At 41.5% G+C, this 17,086-nt stretch carries 18 protein-coding genes; 16 read left to right on the top strand and 2 right to left on the bottom strand.

Features of this window, described 5'->3' with window-relative positions; genetic code table 11:
* Positions 1-3: 3 nt before the first annotated feature.
* On the top strand, positions 4-303 hold the full coding sequence (locus tag AWW73_RS07505; protein WP_062849276.1) for a hypothetical protein: 300 nt from the start codon (positions 4-6) through the stop codon (positions 301-303).
* Positions 304-349: 46 nt separating this feature from the next.
* Here the strand turns inward: AWW73_RS07505 and AWW73_RS07500 are convergent, their stop codons facing one another.
* Complete coding sequence (locus tag AWW73_RS07500) at positions 350-1,162, bottom strand: IclR family transcriptional regulator (RefSeq protein WP_062849275.1); 813 nt, start codon at positions 1,160-1,162, stop codon at positions 350-352.
* 273 nt (positions 1,163-1,435) lie between these two features.
* Between AWW73_RS07500 and AWW73_RS07495 the strand changes: the two genes are divergently transcribed.
* The 14 genes from AWW73_RS07495 (at position 1,436) to AWW73_RS07430 (ending at position 14,892) form a co-directional block, all read left to right on the top strand.
* The gene (locus AWW73_RS07495; RefSeq protein WP_002117586.1) at positions 1,436-1,741 is read left to right on the top strand and encodes a non-heme iron oxygenase ferredoxin subunit; all 306 of its coding nucleotides are present in this window, start codon (positions 1,436-1,438) and stop codon (positions 1,739-1,741) included.
* 27 nt (positions 1,742-1,768) lie between these two features.
* The gene (locus AWW73_RS07490; RefSeq protein WP_016141937.1) at positions 1,769-2,068 is read left to right on the top strand and encodes a recombinase-like helix-turn-helix domain-containing protein; all 300 of its coding nucleotides are present in this window, start codon (positions 1,769-1,771) and stop codon (positions 2,066-2,068) included.
* Between the two features lie 16 nt (positions 2,069-2,084).
* Positions 2,085-3,152 (top strand): aromatic ring-hydroxylating oxygenase subunit alpha, encoded by a 1,068-nt coding sequence (locus AWW73_RS07485; RefSeq protein ID WP_062849274.1) that lies wholly within the window; start codon positions 2,085-2,087, stop codon positions 3,150-3,152.
* Entirely contained in the window at positions 3,145-3,909 is a 765-nt protein-coding gene (locus tag AWW73_RS07480) for an SDR family oxidoreductase (protein WP_057074082.1), read from the top strand. Before AWW73_RS07485 ends, AWW73_RS07480 begins: the two co-directional genes overlap by 8 nt.
* An 11-nt stretch (positions 3,910-3,920) precedes the next feature.
* The gene (locus tag AWW73_RS07475; RefSeq protein ID WP_016141934.1) at positions 3,921-4,850 is read left to right on the top strand and encodes a VOC family protein; all 930 of its coding nucleotides are present in this window, start codon (positions 3,921-3,923) and stop codon (positions 4,848-4,850) included.
* A 28-nt stretch (positions 4,851-4,878) separates the two neighbouring features.
* Positions 4,879-6,090: an NAD(P)/FAD-dependent oxidoreductase gene (locus tag AWW73_RS07470; protein WP_062849273.1), complete on the top strand. Its 1,212-nt coding sequence runs from the start codon at positions 4,879-4,881 to the stop codon at positions 6,088-6,090.
* A gap of 42 nt (positions 6,091-6,132) precedes the next feature.
* On the top strand, positions 6,133-7,356 hold the full coding sequence (locus AWW73_RS07465; protein ID WP_016144594.1) for an MFS transporter: 1,224 nt from the start codon (positions 6,133-6,135) through the stop codon (positions 7,354-7,356).
* A gap of 23 nt (positions 7,357-7,379) precedes the next feature.
* Positions 7,380-7,901: a cupin domain-containing protein gene (locus AWW73_RS07460; protein ID WP_016144595.1), complete on the top strand. Its 522-nt coding sequence runs from the start codon at positions 7,380-7,382 to the stop codon at positions 7,899-7,901.
* A gap of 36 nt (positions 7,902-7,937) precedes the next feature.
* Entirely contained in the window at positions 7,938-8,762 is an 825-nt protein-coding gene (locus tag AWW73_RS07455) for an alpha/beta fold hydrolase (RefSeq protein ID WP_062849272.1), read from the top strand.
* A 15-nt stretch (positions 8,763-8,777) separates the two neighbouring features.
* The gene (locus AWW73_RS07450) at positions 8,778-9,572 is read left to right on the top strand and encodes an SDR family oxidoreductase (protein WP_062849271.1); all 795 of its coding nucleotides are present in this window, start codon (positions 8,778-8,780) and stop codon (positions 9,570-9,572) included.
* A gap of 15 nt (positions 9,573-9,587) precedes the next feature.
* Entirely contained in the window at positions 9,588-10,379 is a 792-nt protein-coding gene (locus AWW73_RS07445) for an aspartate dehydrogenase (protein WP_061875613.1), read from the top strand.
* Positions 10,380-10,392: 13 nt separating this feature from the next.
* The gene (locus AWW73_RS07440; RefSeq protein ID WP_062849270.1) at positions 10,393-11,859 is read left to right on the top strand and encodes an aldehyde dehydrogenase; all 1,467 of its coding nucleotides are present in this window, start codon (positions 10,393-10,395) and stop codon (positions 11,857-11,859) included.
* A 40-nt stretch (positions 11,860-11,899) separates the two neighbouring features.
* Positions 11,900-13,540: a thiamine pyrophosphate-binding protein gene (locus AWW73_RS07435; protein WP_062849269.1), complete on the top strand. Its 1,641-nt coding sequence runs from the start codon at positions 11,900-11,902 to the stop codon at positions 13,538-13,540.
* Between the two features lie 155 nt (positions 13,541-13,695).
* The gene (locus AWW73_RS07430) at positions 13,696-14,892 is read left to right on the top strand and encodes a hypothetical protein (RefSeq protein ID WP_062849268.1); all 1,197 of its coding nucleotides are present in this window, start codon (positions 13,696-13,698) and stop codon (positions 14,890-14,892) included.
* Positions 14,893-14,949: 57 nt separating this feature from the next.
* On the opposite strand, the gene AWW73_RS07425 is transcribed toward AWW73_RS07430, so the two are convergent.
* The gene (locus tag AWW73_RS07425; RefSeq protein WP_062849267.1) at positions 14,950-16,248 is read right to left on the bottom strand and encodes an MFS transporter; all 1,299 of its coding nucleotides are present in this window, start codon (positions 16,246-16,248) and stop codon (positions 14,950-14,952) included.
* A 234-nt stretch (positions 16,249-16,482) separates the two neighbouring features.
* Here AWW73_RS07425 and def point away from each other — a divergent pair, with 234 nt between their 5' ends.
* Complete coding sequence (gene def / locus AWW73_RS07420; protein WP_031947636.1) at positions 16,483-16,965, top strand: peptide deformylase; 483 nt, start codon at positions 16,483-16,485, stop codon at positions 16,963-16,965.
* Positions 16,966-17,086: the final 121 nt, after the last annotated feature.

Below are 17,086 nucleotides of genomic sequence, written 5' to 3'. Positions count from 1 at the left end.
ATCATGTTGTTGAGCTTAGAGGTTTATAAACAACAACAGTTTGATACTATGGCCCAAAAAATTATGGCTGAACCCACAAAATATATAGATTTTAATTCCGTATCAGATTTTTATAAGGCTGCATGGCTCAAGGATTTTCCACAAGGCAGCCAGATTTCTGTTACAGGTTTAGATGATGGTGCTGAAGAGTTTTATGCAATTATTCAGTTTAAAGAGCAGTATTTAAAGTTTGATATTAAAGATCATCATTCGATACTTATTTTTCAAGATATGAATGGAAAAGTATTTAAAAGTAACTTTTAATTTATAAAATAAACTTTCATAAAAAAGCGACTTAACGTCGCTTTTTTTAATAAATAAATTTGGAAATTTTATTTGCTGTTTCAATGACGAGGTTTGCGATATCTTCTTTAAAAGTTTTTTCGTCGTAAGTGGTAATTGGGCAACTCACTGAAATAACCGCGACCATTTTACTATTTGACTGTTTAAAGATAGGTGCCGCACAGGCTGCCATATCATGATTGTAATGACCCCAGCTCACCATGGTTTTTTGAGTTTTTACGTAAGAGAGCCTTTGCAATAAAGCTTTTAAACTGGTTGGAGTCAGTTCAGAGAAACTGTCCCAATCATTAAAGTTGCGGTAACGCTGACGTACTTCAGTTTCAGGTAAATCAGACAAAAGCATTTGACCAATCACGGTGGCATGAGCAGGCCAGCGAGTACCTAAGCTAATGTTGCTCGTAAATGTTCCCATCGACTGAATATTATTTACAAAGACAATATGAGTGCCTTCTAAAATTGAAAGATGCACCGCAAGTTTGGTTTGGTCACGTAGTTCTTTCATTAATGGTGTCGATAAATCGAGTAATGAAAGTTTAGATAAACTGTTAAAACCAAGTTCCATCACTTTAGAATCGAGAGCATAAGTTTTTTGAGATGCTTTTCTTAAATAACCACAAGATTCGAGGGTATAGATCAGACGAAATGCACTAGAACGGTTCACTTCTAAAATTTCAGCGATTTCTGTAATTGTCATTTCTTGCGCTTGTTGGTTAAATGCTTGCAAGATAGCTAAACCCCGCACAAGTCCGGGTACTAAATATCGATCATCATTTCTTGTAGTTTCTGATTCTTGAGAATCTTCTTCAATCGCTAGGCTCATTCGTGTCTTTTTCCTATAAATAAAACAAGGTTCAATTTGGGGCATGCTGCTTTATTTTAGAACTATTGTAATTGTTAAAAATACATAAAACAATTTTTATATTTAAAACTTTGTTTCCAGAATGAAACGTAACAAAATATTTAAAATTTACTAAATAAATGAATTTTATATTTATTTTTACTTTGACAAAAAATGATCAAGGGTATTATGCTTAGCTTGTGTTTTGAAAGTTAAATTATGTTTTGTATATAAAACAAAATGAGGACGCAAGGTATGAGTTGGATCTCAGTTTGTCAGCAGGGTGACGTTAGCGAAGATGAGCCGAAAGCCATCGAAATTGAAGGGAAAAAAATAGGCGTATTTTTCGTCGATGAAAATTACTTTGCTATCGAAAATGTTTGCCCTCATGCGTATGCCTTATTAACCGAAGGATTTATCGAAGATCAGACTGTTGAATGTCCATTGCACGAAGCAATTTTTGACATTCAGACAGGTGAGCTAAAAAGTGGACCAGGGTGTAGAAACCTATGTACGTACCCAGTTCGTGTTGAAGGACAGGATATTCAAATTCAACTCTAGTCCTCACATGTACAAGGAAGCAGAACAATGAAGACATTTAATGAAAAGTTAGCAAGCTGGATTCATGCAACGCCGGCAACCGAAGCAGGTATCAACAATATTCAAGTTCCAGGTCAATCTGAATTGTTGGTTTGGCAGACACGTTATAAAGAGCCAACTCTCTACGAACAAGATTTTGTAAAGAACTTGATTCAGGCATTTTCTGCGGGCGCAACAGAGTTAGATGACGTTGTTTCTGCACTTAATCAACAGGGTTTCCGCTGTGAATCTGGTGATGAATGGACTTCTGCAAGCTTTACAGAAGAAATGCAACGTTTAGGTTATTGATTCAGGGAAGAATAAAATGAACGCAATCGTATCAGCTTCACAAAGCGCTGAAGAATATTTAGAACTTGGTTTACGTGATCAATGGCACCCGGTTTTAGCAAGTTGGGAAGTCGCTGCTAATCCAGTTGGAATTACTCGTTTAGGCGAAAATATTGTGGTTTGGCGTGATGCCGAAGGTCAGGTTCATGCGCTTGAAGATCGCTGTCCACACCGCGGTGCTCGTCTTTCACTGGGTTGGAACTTGGGTGACCGAGTTGCTTGCTGGTATCACGGTGTTGAAGTTCGTGCTGACGGTGTAGTTGCTGACGTACCAGCCGTTCATGAATGTCCAATGACTGGTACTAAATGTTTAAAGAGCTATCCGGTCATTGAGCAACATGGCGCGATCTTTATCTGGTTTGGTATTGATGTAAATGAACAGCCAAAACCGCTTGAGTTTCCAGAGCAACTTGCAAGCGAAGAGTGGAGTTCATTCCTTTGCCAAGCAGACTGGAAAGTAAACCATCAATACGCAATTGATAACGTGATGGACCCAATGCACGGTACCTATTTGCACTGTACTTCACACTCGATGGCAGACGGCGAACGTACTGCAGAGATGAAGCATCGTACAACCGATAATGGCTTTGTTTTCGAAAAAGAAGGTCAAACAGGCGTGAACTTCGACTGGGTTGAATATGGTTCAACAGGTGCAAGCTGGTTACGTCTTTCAATTCCTTACCGTAAACAATTTGGTCCGGGTGGTGAATTCTGGATTGTGGGTTATGCAACCCCAATTGATGCAAACAATACTCGTGTATTTTTCTGGCGCTGCCGTAAGGTAAGTGGTTGGCAACGTAATGTATGGCGCTTCCTATATCGCAATCATTTAGAACAGTTGCATTGGGATGTATTGGAACAAGATCGCATTATTTTAGAAAACCTTGCGCCAAATGCGCGTGCGCGAGAGTTCTTATATCAACACGATGTGGGTCTTGCACGTTTACGCCGTTTAATGAAAAAAGAAGCTGAGAAGCAATTAAAGAAAATTGCTGCGCTAAATGCATCAAACCGTATCGAGATGCAGGAAGAAGCTCATGGCTAATGTAGCGTTGTTGCAAGGCAAAAAAGTTTTAGTGACTGGGGCTGCACGTGGTTTAGGCCGAGATTTTGCTCAAGCCATTGCCGAGGCTGGTGCTGAAGTTGTGATGGCAGATATTTTATCTGACTTAGTGCAACAAGAAGCACAAGCTTTACAGAAACAAGGGCTAAATGTTCATGCAGTAACAGTTGACCTTGCCAATGCAGACTCTATTGAAAATGCGGTTGCAAAAAGCGTGGAAGTATTACAAGGACTAGACGGACTTGTGAACTGTGCGGCACTGGCGACCAATGTCGGTGGAAAAAATATGATTGATTATGATCCTGAACTTTGGGATCGGGTCATGAATATTAATGTGAAAGGCACATGGCTAATCAGTAAGGCATGCGTTCCCCATCTAAAACAATCGGCTGCTGGCAAAATTATTAATGTTGCTTCCGATACAGCACTTTGGGGTGCACCGAACTTGATGGCTTATGTGGCAAGTAAAGGTGCAATTGTTGCCATGACACGTTCAATGGCGAGAGAGTTGGGACAGTTCAATATCTGTGTCAACACCTTGTCACCAGGCCTTACTCTGGTTGAAGCAACTGAGTATGTGCCACAGGAACGTCATGATTTATATGTGAACGGAAGAGCGATTCAACGTCAGCAACTTCCACAAGATTTAAATGGAACAGCATTGTATCTACTGTCGGATTTGTCCTCTTTTGTGACAGGTCAAAATATTCCGGTCAATGGCGGTTTTGTCTTTAACTAAGGAGTAGTCAAATGATTACAGGGATCGAGATTTTAAAGTTTGGAGTTGAAGATAGAGCCGCTTCAAACAAGTTTTTAGCAGATTTTGGTTTAAGCCAAAGTACTTCGGATATTGAAGGCGCTGATCTTTACCAGACTCAAAACGGTAGCAAAATTTATTTATTTAATTGTGATGATGACCGTTTGCCTGCTGCCATTGAACAAGGTTCAACTTTACGTGAAGTCACGTGGGGTGTTGAAAGCACACAAGACCTCGAAGACTTAGCAGCTCGTTTGGCCGATGTAGAGGGTTTTAAACGTTCTGAAAGTACAGTTCAGTGTCTTGACCCCAATGGCATGACCATTCGTTTTGAACAAAGTTTTGTTAAAGAAGTACCAGAACTTAAAACGGAAGGTATTAACCAATACGGCAACATTCAACGTGTGAATGCAGCAAGTCCTGTCTATGAAAAAGGCCAACCTGTTGCCATTGGACATGTGGTGTTCTTCACACCGGATTTGGCAACAACTGAAAACTTCTATATTGAAAAAGTAGGCTTTCATTTATCTGATGCCTACAAAAATCGTGGTGCATTCTTACGCTGCCGCGGTGAAGGTTATCACCATGATTTATTCTTACTCAGTGTTCCAAATAAACCTGCTGGCTTAAATCACGTTGCGTTTGTAGTACGTGATATTCATGAGGTGATTGGGGGCGGTTTAAATATGAATCGTTCGGAGTGGTCAACCTTTATTGGACCGGGACGTCATCCAATTTCTTCTGCTTATTTCTGGTACGTCAACTCACCATTGGGTGGTGCATTTGAATATTACACCAACGATGATTATTTGACAGAAGAATGGCAGCCACGTGTAGAAGAACATCGTCTAGAGCTTTTCACCGAATGGGCGATTGAAGGTGGTCTTGATGACACAACTCGCCGTCAGGTGAAGCCTGTTTAACAGGCATTGCTTTACAAGGAAGATGGCTATGGAAAAGATCGTAATTGTAGGTGCCGGACAGGCAGCGGGTTGGGCAGTAAGTACCTTACGTCAAAATGGGTATGTGGGCGAAATTCACGTGGTTTCAAATGAAGATCAAGTGTTTTATGAGCGTCCACCATTGTCTAAGCAAGTGCTTTCAAAAGAAGCAACTTATGAAAGTTTGAATCTGTTCTCTCCTGAACAGGTTCAAGAGTTCAACGTTCAATGGCATAAACCGGAAATTGCAACAAAAGTCGACCGTGAGCAAAAACAGGTTCATTTAGAAAGTGGCCAGATTTTGCCATATGACAAATTGCTGATTGCAACCGGAAGCCGTGCACGTGTACCGGTTAATACATGGCAGTTTATTCCAAATGTTATGACCTTACGCAATGTGCATGACTGTGAACGTTTAGCTGAAATTTTAAAGAATGCAAAAAATGTCGCTGTGATTGGCGGTGGCTGGATTGGTTTAGAAATTGCTGCAACTGCACGTAAGCAAGGTAAAGATGTTCATATTTTTGAGTATGGCGACCGTTTATGTGCAAGAAGTGTGAGTCCGGAAGTTTCTGCATTTTTAAAAAATATGCATGAGATCCAAGGCACAAAAATTCACTTAGACAGTAAGAGCCTTCATTTGGTTGAAGCGCCTAATCAAAAAGTTGAAGTGGTGAACCATCCTCAAAATAGCCAGTTATTTGACTGTGTTGTGGTAGGTGCAGGCGCCGAGATTGCCAAAGAGTTAGGTGTACACGCTGGTCTCGATGTGAAAGATGGCATTGTGGTGAATTGTTTTGGGCAAACCTCAGATCAAAACATTTATGCCGCAGGCGATGTCGCGATTCATCCGGGTTTGGGGTATTGCATTCAGTCTTGGGCAAATGCGCAAAATCAGGCGATTGCCGCAGCAAAATCAATGCTCGGAATTGAAACTGAATATACTGATATTCCATGGCTTTGGTCTGATCAATATCACTTCAATATCCAGATTTTAGGGACGTATCAGCCTGAAAAAACCAAAGAAGTGGTGATTCGCCAAGGTGGTGAAGATCAGGTGAGCTATTTATATCTGGACCATGAAAATCGTTTGCTCAACATGATTGCCATTAATGATTCTAAACTGATCAAACTGGCGAAACGTTGGATGCAAGCCAACACCGTTTTAGATCCAAAACTATTAGCAGATGCTGAATTTAATGTCATGAAGTTAAAACCGTAAACATTAAATCTGGTTCTCATTACCAAATCGAAGGAATGACACATGAGTAATGAAGAAAAAAGTGGATTGAAGCATTGGGTACCTGCTTTTGTCCTTATGGTGTGTGTGGTACTGGCATTTTTCGACAAGATTAGTATTGCGGTTTTATTTTCAGATCCTCATTTTCAAAGTGCAATGGGAATTGCTGAAGATAAGGCCAAGCTTGGATGGCTCATGACAAGTTTCTTACTTGCTTATGGTTTTTCATCGGTCTTTCTAAGCTTTTTAGGTGACATTTTTAACCCAAAGAAAATGCTGTTCTGGAGCGTAACATCGTGGGGAATACTCATGTTTTGCATGGGGTTCACCACTAGTTATTCAGGCATGTTGGTTTTACGTGTACTGCTTGGTTTAGCAGAAGGTCCTTTATTTGCCTTGGCATACACCATTGTTAAGCAGACTTACACAGACCGTCAGCAGGCACGCGCTTCTACCATGTTCTTACTTGGAACGCCAATAGGTGCATTCCTTGGTTTCCCGATCACTGCAAATGTTTTAGCTCACCATGACTGGCACACCACTTTTTTTGTGATGGCTGCGCTAACCCTGATTGCGATTTTTAGCATTGTTTTTGGTCTGCGTAACTTGCAGCTCAAGAAAACTGTCGAAATTGAGGGTGAGAGTAAACGTACCAATTTCAAAGGTCACATTGCCAATACCAAGATACTTTTGAGCAATAGAGCATTCTGGTTGGTTTGTCTGTTCAACATTGCATTGATGACGTATTTGTGGGGCTTAAATAGCTGGGTTCCTTCTTACTTAATGCAAGACAAAGGATTCAATCTCAAAGAGTTTGGGATGTATTCAAGCTTTCCATTCATTGCCATGTTAATTGGCGAAATTATCGGTGCGTTTTTATCTGACAAGTTAGGCCGCCGTGCAATTCAAGTATTTAGCGGTTTATTACTCGCGGGCATCTTCATGTATGTGATGGTCATTATGACCGAGCCATTATTGATTATTGCTGCCATGTCTTTAAGTGCTATGGCGTGGGGTTTTGGAGTAGCAGCTGTATTTGCTCTGCTTGCAAGAGTAACGACCTCAAATGTAGGGGCGACTGCGGGTGGAATATTTAACGGTTTAGGTAATTTTGCAAGTGCAATTGCGCCTGTTCTTATCGGTTACATCGTGATGCAAACACATAGTTTTAATTTAGGAATTACCTTCTTGGCTGCTGTCGCTGTCATTGGGTCGTTGTTCTTGGTTCCTCTTTTAAAACGTTATTAATTCACTGTATAGGAGTTTAAAAAATGACTACACAACAATTCGAATCGTGGGCACAACCAGAGGGTGCTTCTTTAGAAGAGTGGTTAAACACGCGTATTGCTCGCTTTGAGACACGTAAATATGACTTTGATGCTTTGAAGTTCCAAGCAGATTACGACCCTAAATATCGCCGTGCACAAATGCGTTACATGGGTACGGGTGCAACAGGCGTTGCAAATGACGGTAACACCGTGCCAGCAGAAAACTTCACATTTTCAACGATGGTTCTGCCACCACAGTGTGAAGGTCCTTTGCACATTCACCACGATGTTGAAGAAGTGTTCTTTATGCTCCGCGGCGAAATTGATTTGTTCATTGAACACAATGGCGAAAAATTTGAGACCCGTTTAAAAGAGCGTGACCTGATTTCAATTCCACCGGGAATTTACCGCGGTTTATTTAACCCAGGTCAAGAAGATGCCTTGATGTGTGTGATGTTGGGAACAGGTAAACCAACCATTCCGAACTATCCACCAGAGCATCCATTGTCTCAAATCAAACGTTAATTGTTTGATGAAGTGAATGAAAGGAAAGAATTGAAAATGATGACACTCATTGAAAAGTTAGCAGAATTTCCGGTGAAAACCGTGACTGTTCAAGGTCAGCAACAAGCTTATCGGGAAGCCGGTCAGGGCGAGTACCTTGTGCTGTTGCATGGCATTAGTTCAGGTTCTGCTTCATGGGTAAACCAACTTGAAGTGTTGTCTCATCATTTTCATGTCATTGCCTGGGACGCACCAGGCTATGGCAAATCAGATGAACTTTTAACTGATCAGCCAAATGCGACCGACTACGCAAAGCGCTTGGCTGCGTTGTTCGATGTTTTAAAAATTGAAAAAGCCATTGTGGTTGGACACTCATTAGGTGCCTTACAGGCGAGTGCATTTGCTGCACTTTACCCAGAGCGAGTGGAACATTTAGTTATCGCTAACTTAGCTCAAGGCTACCAACGCCACGATGAGCAAACACAAATTCAGGTTTTTGAAAAAAGACCAAAAATGTTGAAAGAACTTGGTGCTAAAGGAATGGCCGAAAGTCGTGGACCTCATTTGATTTATAAACAAGAGCCACAAGCCTTAGCTTTAGTTTCAGAGGTGATGCAACAGTTGACTCTACAGGGTTTTACCCATGCATCGTACTTACTCGCATATGACGAAATACGTAATTATTTAACCCATTTAAAAGTTCCGTGCACAGTGATTGCAGGGCAGCAAGATCAAATCACTCCTGCGTTAGGTATACAAGAGCTTGCTCAGGAATTGCAGTTGGAACAGCGCTTCATCATAGAAGATGCAGGACATTTAAGTTATGTCGACCAACCGCAAGCATTTAACCAAATTATGTTGACGATTCAGGAACAATCGTAAGAGAGATTAAGGATTATGAGCTTCCAAGTTGAAGGAAAAGTTGCAGTTGTTACCGGTGGCTCATCTGGGATTGGGCTGGCTGCTGTTGAAATACTGGTTGCAGAGGGTGCAAAAGTAGCGTGGTGTGGTCGCGATGAAGAACGTTTAAATGCTTCTAAGCACTATATTTTAGAAAAATTTCCGCATGCCAATATTTTTACTAAGGCATGCAATGTATTGAAAAAAGAAGAAGTTCAGCAATTTGCTAAAGACGTCAAACTCAATTTGGGCAATGTGGACATGCTCATTAACAATGCTGGGCAAGGTCGTGTTTCAAGTTTTGAAAATACGCAAGATGAAGACTGGATGAAAGAAATCGAACTGAAATATTTCAGTGTATTACATCCGGTACGGGCTTTTCTTGATGACTTAAAACAGTCGGCAAATGCCTCAATTACTAATGTGAACTCATTACTGGCATTGCAACCAGAACCGCACATGATTGCGACTTCATCTGCACGCGCTGCACTGTTGAATTTAACCCATTCGTTGGCGCATGAATTTACTCAATATGGTGTCCGTGTGAACTCGATTTTACTGGGTATGGTCGAATCTGCGCAGTGGAAACGCCGCTATGAAACCCGTTCAGATTTAAATCTGTCATGGGAAGAGTGGACTGGCAATATCGCAAAAAATCGTGGCATTCCTATGCAGCGTTTAGGCCGTCCAGAAGAACCTGCACGTGCTTTAGTTTTCTTGGCATCACCATTGGCATCTTATACCACAGGTTCGGCAATAGATGTCTCGGGTGGTTTTAATAAACATTTATAAATATCAGGTGCTGTCATGAAAAAGTTGATGATGATTGGTTTTGGCGCAATGGCAGCAGAAGTGTATGCCCACTTGCCTCAAGATCTGCAACTCAAATGGATTGTCGTGCCATCTCGCAGTATTGAAAAAGTGCAGTCACAAGTGTCTTCCGAGATTCAGGTGATTTCCGATATTGAGCAATGTGATGGTACGCCAGACTATGTCATTGAGGTGGCAGGTCAAGCAGCTGTGAAAGAGCATGCTCAAAAAGTTTTAGCGAAAGGCTGGACCATTGGTCTGATCTCGGTGGGTACTTTGGCTGATAACGAGTTTCTTGTTCAGCTTAAGCAAACTGCCGAAAAAAATGATGCCCATCTGCATTTACTGGCAGGCGCTATCGCAGGCATTGACGGTATTTCTGCAGCCAAAGAAGGTGGCTTGCAAAAAGTCACTTACAAAGGCTGTAAAAGTCCAAAAAGCTGGAAGGGCAGTTATGCAGAGCAATTGGTCGATTTAGACCATGTTTCTGAAGCTACGGTCTTTTTCACAGGAACTGCGCGTGAAGCTGCGACCAAATTTCCAGCCAATGCCAACGTTGCAGCAACCATTGCACTTGCAGGGCTTGGAATGGATGAAACCATGGTTGAGTTAACTGTTGATCCAACTATCAACAAAAACAAACACACCATTGTGGCAGAAGGTGGCTTTGGACAAATGACCATTGAACTGGTGGGGGTGCCGTTACCAAGTAACCCAAAAACATCAACTTTGGCTGCGCTTAGCGTGATTCGTGCTTGTCGCAACAGTGTAGAAGCAATACAGATTTAAGAAGGATTTGATCATGGCAAAGGAAATTTATATTGCAGGTGAATGGCGATTAGGCCGTGGTGCAGTCATTCAAAGCCTGTTTCCGGCAGATCAGTCGGTAAACGCTGAGCTTTCAACAGCAACGCTTGAAGATGTAAATGAAGCAATTGAAAAAGCGGATCAGGCTTGGCGTCAACCGAGCTGGAGAAACAGCTTGCCGCATGAGCGTGCACGTATTCTCTACAAAGTTGCAGATATTATTGAAGCGCGTGTAGATGAATTAGCAAAATTACAAACACGCGATAATGGTAAGCCTTTAACCGAAACTCGTGGCTTAGTGATGAGTGCTGCGGCGACTGCACGTTATGTTGCAGCTGCATGTGAAACGTTGAATGACGAACTCACCACTCAACGTGCTCCAGACTTTATGACCATGAGTGTGCATGAACCTGTAGGCGTGGTAGCAGCAATTACTCCTTGGAACTCTCCAATTGCAAGTGAAGTTCAAAAGCTTGCTCCAGCTTTGGCAGCAGGAAATGCAGTGGTGTTAAAACCAGCAGAAGCAACTTCACTGATTGCTTTAGAGCTTGCCAAAATTTTTGAAGAAGCATGTTTACCAAAAGGCTTACTCAGTGTGTTAGTGGGGCGTGGTTCTGTGATTGGTGATGCCATTGCTCAGCACCCATTGGTTCGTAAAATTTCTTTTACAGGTGGAACAACCACTGGGCGTCATTTGGCACACATTGCCGCTGACAAACTGATTACCACTTCACTTGAGTTGGGTGGAAAGTCCCCAACCATCGTTTTGCCGGATGCAGATGTCGAACTGGCTGCTAAAGGTGTCGCGTATGGAATTTTTAGCTCGGCAGGCCAAGCGTGTATCGCAGGTTCTCGCTTGTTTATTCATAGCAGTCTTTACGATCAGTTTTTAACACGTTTGGTTGAAATTACCAAAGGCTTACGTGTGGGCCATCCGGAACAGGCTGGTGTGCATTTAGGGCCATTGGTCAATGACAAACATTTGCAGTCAGTTGACCGTTATGTGCAGCTTGCCAAAAGCGAAGGTGGTCAGGTTTTGATTGGTGGTGAAGCGCTTACGACTGGTGATTATGCCAAAGGAAGTTATTACTTACCGACCATTATCACGGGCTTAAATAATAGTGCTCAAACCTGTCAGGAAGAAATTTTTGGCCCTGTTTTAGTGGTTATGAAATATGACAACGAGCAAGATTTAATTGCTCAAGCCAATGACAGTTGTTTTGGTCTTGCCGCAGGCATCTGGACTGAAAGCTATCGCAAAGCTTGGCGTATTGCACGTGCATTAGAAGTGGGAACAGTGTGGATTAATACCTACAAAAAATTCTCGATTAGTGCACCGTTTGGTGGCTTTAAAGACAGTGGTATTGGGCGCGAGAAAGGCCGTTTGGGTATTTTATCGTACATGCAACAAAAGAGTATTTATATGGGGCTGAATGAACAGCCTAACCCTTGGTGCGATTAATAAATTCAAGGACTGAAAAAACAAATTTTGAGGAACAGACATGACTGAACGTGTAAATGTAGGCGAAGCAATCGCAAGAGTTTTAGAAGCGCACCAAGTTGATAGTATTTATGGTGTTATTTCCATCCACAATTTACCTATTGCCGATGCAGTAGGACGCCGTGAAAAAATGCGCTTTGTCGCAGCACGTGGTGAGGCGGGTGCGGTCACCATGGCAGATGCACACTCACGCTTTAAAGGCCTAGGTGTGGCGTTGACCAGTACGGGTGCTGGGGCAGGAAATGCGGTGGGTTCATTGATTGAAGCAATGAATGCAGGTAGTCCTGTATTGCATTTAACGGGTCAAGTTGAGCGTGAGTATCTCGACCGTGATGCAAGTTTCATTCATGAAACTAAAGACCAACTTACGTTTTTACGTGCATCAAGCAAAGCGGCATTTCGCATTACTAGTCCAGACAATGCTGTTGGTGTGATTCGTGAAGCCATCCGTGTGGCAACGACTGTTCCAATGGGACCTGTCAGTGTCGAGCTACCAATTGATGTACAAGCAGCAGAAATTGATTTGCCATTTAACTTAGGCCCAGTGAAAGCACTTGAATTGCCACAGGCAGAACAAGCTGAAATTGATCTTCTTGTGAGTGAAATCAAAAAAGCAAAACGCCCGATTTTCTGGATTGGTGGTGGAACTTTAAATAGTGTTGCCGAAGTTAAAGCAATTGCAGATTTAGGTATTCCGGTTGTTTCATCTACACACGGCCGCGGTGTGTTGGCAGATGACCATCCACGTAGTTTAGGTGCATTCCATAACTCGGCAGGTGTTGAGCAACTATTAAAAGATGCTGACTTAATGGTTGTGGTGGGTTCTCGTTTACGCAGTAATGAAACCAAAACTTATTCGGTTGAGTTCCCTGAAAATATTATTCAGGTTGATGCAAACCCAGTGGCTCAGCAACGTAATTACAAAATCCGCAACTTCATTTGTGGTGATGCCAAAGATGTCTTAACACGTGTGTTGGAACAGCTTCAAGGAACTTCAAAAGTTGATGCCGATTACGATGCTGCTGTAGTGGAGGCTAAACAGGCTGCAATTGATGCACTGCGTAAACAAATCGATCAGTACGCATTAATTTGTGATCACTTACGTGCAGCTTTACCGCAAGACGGCATTTTTGTACGTGACATCACCATGTCGGGTAGTACATGGGGCAGTCGTTTATTCCCTGTACAAGCACCAAACCAAAACATCCACTCACTTGCGGGTGCAATTGGTTTAGGCCTTGCAACAGCAATTGGTGCTTCGGTTGCTAACCCTGACAAAAAAGTGATTGGTTTAGTAGGCGATGGCGGCTTAATGCTTGGCATTGGCGAGATTGCAACCATGGTGCAAGAAAACACCAACATGGTCCTCATGATTATGAATGATGGTGGTTATGGCGTAATGCGTGGCATTCAAAATAACTACTTTGGTGGTCGTCAATATTTCAATGAATTGCATACACCGGACTATAAACTTCTTGGCGAATCAATGGGTGTGAAGAGCTGGAAAGTTGGTAGTGCAGATGAGTTTAAAACGGTTATTCAAGAGGCTGTCGCTTTTGAAGGACCAACTGTGCTTGAGCTCGATATGAACTCGATTGGGCCATTAAACTTTGCGGGTCCACCGCAAAAGAAACTGTATTAACCAGTTTGGATGGTTTAGTACATATGCGATGGGAGCTGCTAAGCCATCCTTTTTTTAGATAAAATTTTTTGTCTAAAAAACAATAAAAACTAAGTTTTACAGGTAAAACAAATAAAGTTCCAGCAGGACGCTGGAACTCAATCAAGGATGTAGAGATGAAAAAGACTTCATTGATCATGGCATTCATTGCACCGCTTACGCTGGGGGTAAGCGTCAATGCATTTGCAAAAGATTCATTGCTTGAATGGAAAAGTGATGATGGCACCGATTCATTAAAGTTAGGTGGGGTGGTGCGTTTAAATCAGCGTTATGAAGATTGGGAAGGGCCGAACCGTGGTTTTGGTAAGCTCCATTTTGATATTTTTAAGGTAGATCTCAAAGGTAAGTTTGATGATGCTTACATCAATGCCAGTTATATGGTTCAAGACCAACAAAAAACGTCCATTGAAAAAGCATATGTCGGCTATAACTTAGATGCCAATAACAGCATTGAAGCAGGTCTGGTTTATAAACCATTTACGATTTATCCCTATCCACAAAATGGCTGGACCTACCACATTCCATTCTTTTTAGGTTATGGCAACAACATTGCGCCCGGGATCAACTGGAATTATCACAACAAAGATTGGGATGTAAAACTCGGTTATTACCCGCAAATGTTAGAGACGAACTTGCGTTATTCACCTGAGAGTGCAACTTATGATGACTTGGCAGGAAATGCATTTCCATCTCAAAAAGCCTATCAAAATGAAAAGCGCAATCAGGTGAATACCCGCATTGTTCGCAAGTTAGAAACTGATTTTGGTAAACAAGAGTTTGGTGTTTCGGGTGCAATTGCTCAGCTACATAATGATATTACCGATAAAGACGGTAAATATTATGCAGTCGGTTTGCATACCGAAAACAACTACAAGCGCTTTAACTTACAAAGTTCGGTCATTCACTATCAGTACGATGCTAAAAATCCAGATGGTGTAAATAATGATATGACTTTGATGGGGGCAAATGGTCTTACACCTGCTTATTTCATTGCTTCGGAAGGGACCATTGCCAGTTTAAACCTTGCTTATACGTTGCCTGTGACCAATATGGGTAAGCTAAAAGCCATTAAGTTTTATAATGACTATAGTTATCTCGATAAAAAACGTGATGATTGGTCAGACTCGCAAATGAATACCACAGGGATGATGTTTATTGCTTCACCATTTATGGTTTGGGCGGATTATACGTGGGGTAAAAACTCCAACATTATTGGTGGCTCTACAAACTCAACGGGTTATACCTCTGCAACCTCGCCAAACAGCGACAAATGGTTATACCGTATTAACTTTAATATTGGGTTTACTTTCTAAACTGAACTGCATTAAAAAACCACGCAATCCGCGTGGTTTTTTAATGAGTAAAAACTTTTAATATCTGTTTTTTTCAAACTTATTCCAAAATACAAAAGCAGTCACAAAGGCTAAAATAGTCAGCGCGAAAATATAGTACATCGCACCAATATCACTATATTGACTGAGCCAATGCACTAAAGGCAGGGTCATACCACCAACAATTGCATAAGACAAATTATAAGAAAATGAAATGCCCGAGAAACGCACAGGCGCGGGGAACATTTTAACCATACTGCTCGACACCATGCCGACAGTACCAGAGCATAGGCCCAACAGCATATATAAACCAAAAATAGTTGAATGTGCGGCATGCCCCAAACTGTTATAAAAAACTGCTGCTGTGAGTGCTACGGCAAGCGCACCAAACATCATGACTTTGCCACAACCAAAACGGTCAGCAAAATAGCCTGCCAAAATACAACCGACCATTTGCATAACAATCGCGGCACTTTGCATTTCAAAAGTCTGTGCGCGCTCAAAGCCAAACGTACCAGTTAATAAATTTGGCATGGCTAAAATCACCACTACCACACAGCCTGTTAAAAACCATGTAAATAACATGCCAATCGCAACGGCTGTTTTATGCGTTTTTAATACTTGTTTTACAGGCATTTCTTTTGAAATTTCTTTACGAGCCTGCATGGCTTTAAACACAGGCGTTTCTTTTAAATAAGTTCGTAAATAAAGTGCAACCAAACCAAAAATACCACCTGCAATGAAAGGAATACGCCATGCCCAGTCATGGATTTGTCCTTCACTAAAATTCAGTGAAATCCATAAAGACATGAGCGCGCCTAGTAAAATTCCTAAAGACAGCCCAGCGGTGAGTAACCCATTTGCCAGTCCGATTTTTCTTTCAGGTACATGTTCAGACACAAAGGTCCATGCGGCTGGAATTTCCCCCCCAATTGCAATCCCTTGTACTACACGCATGAGTAATAAAAGTAGTGGTGCCAAATACCCAATATTTTCAAAAGTTGGCAAAATCCCGATAAACAGGGTAGGCAGTGCCATCAGTAAAATAGAAAGCGAAAATAGTTTTTTACGCCCGACCAAATCACCAAAATGGGCCATAACAACCCCACCCAAAGGCCTAAAAAAATAACCTGCTGCAAAAATACCGTAAGTATTAAGCATGGCCCAAAAAGGGCTAAGCGTGCTTGGGAAAAAGAGGTCGGAAATGATTTTGGCGTAAAACACATAAATCACAAAATCGTAAAATTCTAAAGCTCCACCCAATGAAGAAAGGGCAAGGGTTCGTTTATCTTCTTTATTAAGATAGTTCGCATCCTGCAAAGTTAAGTCCTGATCCATTTTTTACTTAATTGTTGTAATTGAAGTTTGGATATTAATGGAAAAGTGAAGTAAAAGTAAATGGAGGAAATTTGTTCTATAGGACGATGTCGATTGGACTTACTCAGAACAAAAAGCTTTAAAACAAAAAACGCTTTAGATGAAACAAAAACAGATGTAGGAATGACTTTTCTTTTGAGTCGTTCAGCGACACAATAAAACTTGTCATAGCCAGTTTAATGAGAGATTCAAAGGATGAGTGTAGTTCTACCTGTCGCGAAGCGTGGCGAAGATATTTTAAAACTAATTGCGGTTCCCGTTTCGGTAAATGAGTTAAACAGTAATTGGCTTTATCAGCTTGCTGACGCTATGCATGCAACAATGCTTGAGCGTAATGGGGTAGGGATTGCAGCACCGCAAGTTTACATCTCTAAACGCGTCATTATTGTGGCGTCTCGACCAAATCCACGCTATCCGGATGCACCTGAAATGGAAGCTGTAGTCATGGTGAATCCTGAAATTTTAGAGTTCTCAAACGAAGTGTGTTTAGGTGAAGAAGGCTGCTTAAGTGTACCGGATGAGCGTGGACAAGTTGAACGTGCAGAAATGGTGAAGGTGAAATATTTAACACTTCAGGGTGAGGTGGTTGAGACAGTTTTTCATGGTTTTCCTGCTCGTATTGTTCAACATGAGGTCGATCATTTAAATGGGATCTTGTTTGTAGAAAGAATAATCTAATCTTTAGTTTAAAGTTTTGAAAAACCTATAATGAGCTTGAAATAGATAAGACATCGGAATTAGAATACTTATATCGTGATTTTTAATCCATTACAAAAGATATAATTTTAATATTATCAGC

This window comes from Acinetobacter lactucae, assembly GCF_001605885.1.
In the GTDB taxonomy this organism is placed as follows: domain Bacteria; phylum Pseudomonadota; class Gammaproteobacteria; order Pseudomonadales; family Moraxellaceae; genus Acinetobacter; species Acinetobacter lactucae.
This window is presented reverse-complemented; position numbering and strand designations above follow the sequence as displayed.

Excerpts from the sequence above, each read along its gene's own strand:
- AWW73_RS07505 (WP_062849276.1), top strand. The coding sequence starts at position 4 with ATGTTGTTGAGCTTAGAGGTTTATAAACAACAACAGTTTGATACTATG.
- AWW73_RS07500 (WP_062849275.1), bottom strand. The coding sequence starts at position 1,162 with ATGAGCCTAGCGATTGAAGAAGATTCTCAAGAATCAGAAACTACAAGA.
- AWW73_RS07495 (WP_002117586.1), top strand. The coding sequence starts at position 1,436 with ATGAGTTGGATCTCAGTTTGTCAGCAGGGTGACGTTAGCGAAGATGAG.
- AWW73_RS07490 (WP_016141937.1), top strand. The coding sequence starts at position 1,769 with ATGAAGACATTTAATGAAAAGTTAGCAAGCTGGATTCATGCAACGCCG.
- AWW73_RS07485 (WP_062849274.1), top strand. The coding sequence starts at position 2,085 with ATGAACGCAATCGTATCAGCTTCACAAAGCGCTGAAGAATATTTAGAA.
- AWW73_RS07480 (WP_057074082.1), top strand. The coding sequence starts at position 3,145 with ATGGCTAATGTAGCGTTGTTGCAAGGCAAAAAAGTTTTAGTGACTGGG.
- AWW73_RS07475 (WP_016141934.1), top strand. The coding sequence starts at position 3,921 with ATGATTACAGGGATCGAGATTTTAAAGTTTGGAGTTGAAGATAGAGCC.
- AWW73_RS07470 (WP_062849273.1), top strand. The coding sequence starts at position 4,879 with ATGGAAAAGATCGTAATTGTAGGTGCCGGACAGGCAGCGGGTTGGGCA.
- AWW73_RS07465 (WP_016144594.1), top strand. The coding sequence starts at position 6,133 with ATGAGTAATGAAGAAAAAAGTGGATTGAAGCATTGGGTACCTGCTTTT.
- AWW73_RS07460 (WP_016144595.1), top strand. The coding sequence starts at position 7,380 with ATGACTACACAACAATTCGAATCGTGGGCACAACCAGAGGGTGCTTCT.
- AWW73_RS07455 (WP_062849272.1), top strand. The coding sequence starts at position 7,938 with ATGATGACACTCATTGAAAAGTTAGCAGAATTTCCGGTGAAAACCGTG.
- AWW73_RS07450 (WP_062849271.1), top strand. The coding sequence starts at position 8,778 with ATGAGCTTCCAAGTTGAAGGAAAAGTTGCAGTTGTTACCGGTGGCTCA.
- AWW73_RS07445 (WP_061875613.1), top strand. The coding sequence starts at position 9,588 with ATGAAAAAGTTGATGATGATTGGTTTTGGCGCAATGGCAGCAGAAGTG.
- AWW73_RS07440 (WP_062849270.1), top strand. The coding sequence starts at position 10,393 with ATGGCAAAGGAAATTTATATTGCAGGTGAATGGCGATTAGGCCGTGGT.
- AWW73_RS07435 (WP_062849269.1), top strand. The coding sequence starts at position 11,900 with ATGACTGAACGTGTAAATGTAGGCGAAGCAATCGCAAGAGTTTTAGAA.
- AWW73_RS07430 (WP_062849268.1), top strand. The coding sequence starts at position 13,696 with ATGAAAAAGACTTCATTGATCATGGCATTCATTGCACCGCTTACGCTG.
- AWW73_RS07425 (WP_062849267.1), bottom strand. The coding sequence starts at position 16,248 with ATGGATCAGGACTTAACTTTGCAGGATGCGAACTATCTTAATAAAGAA.
- def (WP_031947636.1), top strand. The coding sequence starts at position 16,483 with ATGAGTGTAGTTCTACCTGTCGCGAAGCGTGGCGAAGATATTTTAAAA.